Raw genomic sequence first — 5,453 nt, forward strand, 5'->3', positions numbered from 1 at the left:
GCACGACGACCCGGGCCGGCGGCACGTCCTCACCGGCGGTGGCGTCCAGCGTGCGGATCGCCTCCAGCGAGGTGGCGATGGCGTCGCCGATGGCGGTACCGGCCCGGCCGGCCGTGCCCTCGGCGAGCCGGTCGATGCCGGTGTCGACGGCGGCCCGGTCGGTCACCGGCGGCACGAACACCGAGGCGGTGCCGGCGAAACCGACCAGGCCGACGTTGAACTGCTCGGGCAGGTCGGCCACGAACTCGCGGGCCGCGGCCTTGGCCGCGGTGAGCCGGTCCGGGTCCACGTCGGTGGCCAGCATCGACCGGGACACGTCCACCGCGACCAGCACGGTGGCCCGCTCCCGGGGCACCTGCACCTCGGACTGCGGCCGGGCGAAGCCGACCACGAGCAGGGCCAGCATGGCCAGGAACAGCCCGGCGGGGACGTGCCGGCGCCACTGCGGCCGGGCCGGTGCGACCCGGTCGAGCAGCTTGAGGTTGGTGAAGCGGACGGCGTACCGGCTGCGGCGGCGCTGCAGCACGACGTACGCGACGGCCAGCGCCGCGACGGCGGCCAGCAGCCACAGCCGTTCCGGGGAAAGCCACGTCATGGTCTTGCTCCTGTTCGCGAGGCTCGGCCCAGGCGGCGCTGGGCGTACACGTGCCGGACGATGTCCGCGACCCAGTCGCGGTCTGTCCGCAGGCGGAGGTGGGCCGCACCGGCCCGTTTCAGGCCGTTCTCGATGGACGCCTGCTGCCGGCGGGCCGCTTCGGCGTACCGCTCGCGCAGCTTGCGGCTGGCGGTCGGCACCTCCCGCAAGCGCCCGGTTTCGGGGTCCACCAGGGTCAGCAGTCCCACGTCCGGCAGTTCCTGCTCACGCGGATCACGGATCTGCACGGCGAGCACCTGATGCCGGGCGGCGAGCCGGCGCAACGGCAGTTCCCAGGCGGGCGCGCCGGGCCCGAGTCCGTCCTCGTCGAGACCGTCGAGGAAGTCCGAGACCACCACCGCCAGCCCGCGGCGGTTGACCGCGCGGTGCATGCCGTCGATGGCCTGCGCGAGCGGCACGTGCTCGGTGGTCGGCGCGGAACGGGGCACGGCCAGCAAGGTGCGCAACATGCCGAGCAGGTGGGTGCGACCGCCCCGGGCCGGGAACCGGCGTACCCCGTCGGGGCCGAGCAGGTGCGCACCCAGCCGGTTGCCGGCGCCGGTGGTCAGGAAGCCGACCGCGGCGACCGATGCGACGGCCAGTTCCCGCTTCTCGAACTCGGCGGTGCCGAAGTCCATGCTCGCGGTGGCATCGACCAGCACCCAGGTGGCCAGTTCCCGATCCGCGTCGACCTGGCGGACGTGGGCGACCGCGGTGCGCGCGGTGACCGCCCAGTCCATCCGGCGGACCTCGTCCTCGCCGGGCCGGTACTCCCGGCTGCCGGCCGGCTCACTGCCGATGCCGGGCAGCAACCCGAGGTACGAGCCGTGCAGCATCCCGTCGAGCCGGCGCGTGACCATGAGCTCGAGCCGCCGCAGCCGCCGTTCCGGGGCGAGTTCGTTGATCGAGGCGCCCTCGTTCATGCGGCGACGCCCAGGCCGGGGCCGTGTTGCTCCTGCGCGGGAGCGATCACCGGCAGCGGTACGGAGTCCACGATCCGCTGGACGATCGACTCGGGGGCGACCCCGTCGGCGACCGCGTCGAAGGAGAGCACCAGCCGGTGGGCGAGCACGTCGGGTGCGATGTCGAGCAGGTCGCCCGGCAGCACGTAGTCCCGTCCACGCAACAGCGCCAGCGCCCGCCCGGCCGCGACCAGGCCCAGAGTGGCGCGCGGGCTGGCCCCGTACGCGAGCTGCCCGGCCACCTCCGGCAGGCCGAACCGGGCCGGGTCGCGGGTGGCCAGCACCAGCCGGACCACGTACTCGGCCAGCGCGTGGTGCACGAACACCTCGCGGGCCCGGGCCTGCAAGGCCAGCAGCTTGCCGGTGTCCAGCACCGGCCGGGCGACCGGGCGCACGCCGCCCATCCGGTAGAGGATGCCGAGCTCGTCCTGGTCGCTGGGGTAGCCGACGACCACCCGCATCAGGAACCGGTCGCGCTGCGCCTCGGGCAGCTGGTAGACGCCCTCGCTCTCGATCGGGTTCTGGGTCGCCAGCACCAGGAACGGCTGCGGCACCGGATTCCTCCGGCCGCCGATCGACACGTGCCCCTCGGCCATGACCTCCAGCAGCGCCGACTGCACCTTGGCGGGCGCCCGGTTGATCTCGTCGGCCAGCACCAGGTTCGCCATCACCGGGCCCAGCTCGACGTCGAAGTCCTCCCGCGACGCCCGGTAGATGCGGGTGCCGATGATGTCGGAGGGCACCAGGTCCGGCGTGAACTGGATGCGGTGGAAACTGCCGCCGACCGCCACGGCGAGCGTCTCCGCGGCCAGCGTCTTGGCCACCCCCGGCACGCCTTCGAGCAGGCAGTGCCCACCGGCGAGCAGCGCGGTCAGCAGCCGCTCGATGAGCCGGTCCTGCCCCACGATCACCTTCTTGACCTCGAACAGCGTCTGCTCCAGCAGCCGCGCGTCGGTGTCGGATGCGATGTCTGTCATGGGTCCCCTTCTCGGCAACGGTGCGGGGGGCGGGCGCCGCGGACCTGGGGGTTACGCCGGACGCCCGCCCTTGGTATCGATGACACCAAGCGGGGCCGAAAGCGAAGCGAAGGAGCGCGCCGGCCTGCTCAGCCGGGATACTGGTGACGGCGCCGGCGGAAGCCGGCCGCCGCTACAGGGAGGTTGCGTGTCTGCTCAGCCCGCGCCGGTCGCCGAGACCGGCTATCCGTGGCCCATCGAAACCGCGCGCCTGGACAACGGGTTGCGCGTGGTCGTCAGCGAGGATCACACCGCGCCGGTGGTGTGCGTGAACCTCTGGTACGACGTCGGCTCGAGGCATGAGCCGGCCGGCCAGACCGGCTTCGCACATCTCTTCGAGCACCTGATGTTCGAGGGCTCGGTGCACGTCGCCAAGACCGAGCACATGCGCCTGATCCAGGGCTCCGGTGGCTCGCTCAACGCGACCACCAACCCGGACCGGACCAACTACTTCGAGACGCTGCCGGTCGAGCATCTGGAGCTGGGGCTCTGGCTGGAGGCGGACCGGATGGGCGGTCTGGTCCCGGCGCTGACCCAGGAGACGCTCGACAACCAGCGCGAGGTCGTCAAGAACGAACGGCGCCAGCGGTACGACAACGTCCCGTACGGCGACGCGTGGCTGCGCCTGTTGCCGCTGCTGTATCCGCCGGGGCACCCGTACCACCACGCGACGATCGGGTCGATGGAGGACCTGAACGCCGCCAGTCTCGAGACGTTCAAGGCGTTCCACCAGCAGTACTACGCGCCGAACAACGCGGTGCTGACCGTCGCCGGTGACGTCACCCCGGCCGAGGTCTTCGCCTTGGCGGAGAAGTACTTCGGGGCGCTGGAGTCGGTCTCCGACATCCCGCCGGCGCCGCGCGGGCACATCACCGGCGCGGCCACCGAGCCGGTCCGCGAGACGGTGACCGGCAAGGTCCCGGCTCCCCGGGTCTATCTGTCGCACCGGACCCACCCGTTCGGCACGGCCGGCTATGACGCCATCACCGTCCTGGCGACAGTGCTGGGCAGTGGCCGGGGCAGCCGGCTCTACCAGCGGCTCGCCGACGGCGCCCGGATCGCCCAGCCGGACTACATCGGCGCGTACGGCGTCGACCTGGCCCACGCCCCGGCCCCGCTGATCGTCACGGCCACGGCCAAGGACGGCGTGGACGCGGAGCGACTGGCCGCCGGGGTCGCCGAGGTGCTGGACAGCATGGCCACCGAGCCGGTGACCGAGGCCGAGCTCGAACGGGCCAAGGCCCTGCTGACCACCTCGTGGTGGCGGCAGATGTCCACAGTCGGCGGTCGCGCCGACACCCTGAGCCGGTACGCGACCCAGTTCGGCGACGCCACCAGCGCGGCCTACCGGTTGCCGCAGTGGCAGTCGGTCACGGCCGGCGACATCCTCGACGCCGCCCGCACCCTGAACCCGGAGTCCCGCGTCACCCTCACCTACCTGCCCGACGAAGGGACCGACCAGTGAGTCTCGTTGCCACCCGGCCCGGCCCCGGCGACTCCCGGCCGTACACGTTCCCGGACATCCAGCGGGTCTCGGTGGCCGGTGGTGAGGTCGTCGCCGCGCACATGCCGGGTCAGCTCCTGGCCACCGCCGCACTGCTGCTCGACGCCGGTGGCGCGCGGGAGTCCGAGGGCCGCGAGGGCACGGCCACCGTGCTCGCCAAGTGCCTGGAGGAGGGCACCACGACCCGGGACTCCGCGGCGTACGCGCTGGCGCTGGAGGGTCTCGGAGCCGAGTTGTCCACCTCAGTCGACTGGGACTCGTTCCGGGTCGGTGTGTCCGTACCGGTGGCGCTGCTGCCCCGGGCCGTGACCCTGCTCGCCGAGGCCGCCCGCACCCCGCGCCTGGATCCGGCCGATGTCGCGCGGGTGCGCGACGACGAGGTGACCGCGCTGCGGATGGACTGGGCGCAGCCCGGCCCGCGGGCGGACGCGGCTCTGCGGATGGATCTGTTCGGGGCGGCCGAGCGGTACGGCCGGCCGCTGCACGGTGATCCCACGTCGGTCGCGGCCGTCACCGTCGAGGACGTGACCGCGTTCCACGAGTCCTGGCTGAAGCGGCCGGGCGTGCTGCTGGTCGCCGGTGATCTGGACCAGCTGGACCTGGCCGAGCTCGGAGCAGCCGCGTTCGCCGGGGCGACCGGGGAGCCGACCGCACCGGCCGGGCCGCTGGGGGTGCCGATCGCCGCCGGCCGCCGGGTGCTGCTGGTGGACCGCCCGGGCTCGGTGCAGTCGACGCTGCGGCTCGGGCACCGCGCGCCGGAACGCGCCAACCCGGACTACGTGGCGATGACGCTGGTGGCGACGGTGCTGGGCGGGGCGTTCACGTCCCGGCTCAACCACCTGATCCGCGAGGTGAAGGGCTACACGTACGGCATCCGGTCCGATTTCGCGATGACCCGCCGGTTCGGCCGCTTCGGCATCAGCACCTCGGTGCAGACCGCGGTGACCGCGCCGGCGCTGACCGACACCATCGGCGAGGTGACCCGCACCCGGCTGGACGGCGTCACCAAGGAGGAGCTGGAGGTGGCCCGCACGTGGCGGGCCGGTCAGCTCACGGTCGACATGCAGACGTCCGGTTCGATCGCCGGTGCGCTGGCCACGCTGGTGGTGCACGGGCTGCCCGACGACTACTACGCGACCCTGCGGCGCAGCCTGCTCGACGCGACGGTGGCCGAGGTGTCCGCCGCCGCGGCGAAGCATCTGCACCCCGACGGCCTGACCGTCGTCGTCGAGGGTGACGCCGCGGTGATCCGCGACGAGCTGGTGGCCGGTGGCCTGGGCGAGGTCGTCGACGCCGAGGTCTGAGGTGTTCCGCGGGCCGCCGGCGACACTGCCGGC

5 protein-coding genes are annotated in these 5,453 nt (G+C 73.2%); 2 read left to right on the forward strand and 3 right to left on the reverse strand.

The window, feature by feature from the left end:
- The 3 genes from AB0C29_RS31545 to AB0C29_RS31555 all read right to left on the reverse strand — a co-directional run.
- A partial coding sequence (locus tag AB0C29_RS31545) for a VWA domain-containing protein (protein ID WP_360827835.1) occupies positions 1-595 on the reverse strand: 595 nt, incomplete at its 3' end.
- Positions 592-1,557: a DUF58 domain-containing protein gene (locus tag AB0C29_RS31550; protein WP_360827838.1), complete on the reverse strand. Its 966-nt coding sequence runs from the start codon at positions 1,555-1,557 to the stop codon at positions 592-594. The genes AB0C29_RS31545 and AB0C29_RS31550, both read right to left, overlap by 4 nt.
- Positions 1,554-2,573 carry a MoxR family ATPase gene (locus tag AB0C29_RS31555; RefSeq protein WP_360827841.1) on the reverse strand — a complete coding sequence of 340 codons (1,020 nt, stop codon included), beginning with the start codon at positions 2,571-2,573 and terminating at the stop codon, positions 1,554-1,556. The genes AB0C29_RS31550 and AB0C29_RS31555 overlap by 4 nt, the downstream gene beginning before the upstream one ends.
- A 187-nt stretch (positions 2,574-2,760) precedes the next feature.
- Between AB0C29_RS31555 and AB0C29_RS31560 the strand changes: the two genes are divergently transcribed.
- Both AB0C29_RS31560 and AB0C29_RS31565 read left to right on the forward strand, forming a co-directional pair.
- A complete protein-coding gene (locus tag AB0C29_RS31560; protein ID WP_360827844.1) occupies positions 2,761-4,077 on the forward strand; it encodes a pitrilysin family protein in 1,317 nt (438 codons plus the stop codon).
- The gene (locus tag AB0C29_RS31565; RefSeq protein WP_360827848.1) at positions 4,074-5,420 is read left to right on the forward strand and encodes a pitrilysin family protein; all 1,347 of its coding nucleotides are present in this window, start codon (positions 4,074-4,076) and stop codon (positions 5,418-5,420) included. The genes AB0C29_RS31560 and AB0C29_RS31565 overlap by 4 nt, the downstream gene beginning before the upstream one ends.
- Positions 5,421-5,453: the final 33 nt, after the last annotated feature.

This window comes from Actinoplanes sp. NPDC048791 (assembly GCF_040650095.1).
Classification (GTDB): Bacteria; Actinomycetota; Actinomycetes; order Mycobacteriales; family Micromonosporaceae; genus Actinoplanes.

Bases quoted from the DNA above. Each gene is read 5' to 3' on its own strand.
- AB0C29_RS31555 (WP_360827841.1), bottom strand. From the start codon at position 2,573: ATGACAGACATCGCATCCGACACCGACGCGCGGCTGCTGGAGCAGACG.
- AB0C29_RS31550 (WP_360827838.1), bottom strand. From the start codon at position 1,557: ATGAACGAGGGCGCCTCGATCAACGAACTCGCCCCGGAACGGCGGCTG.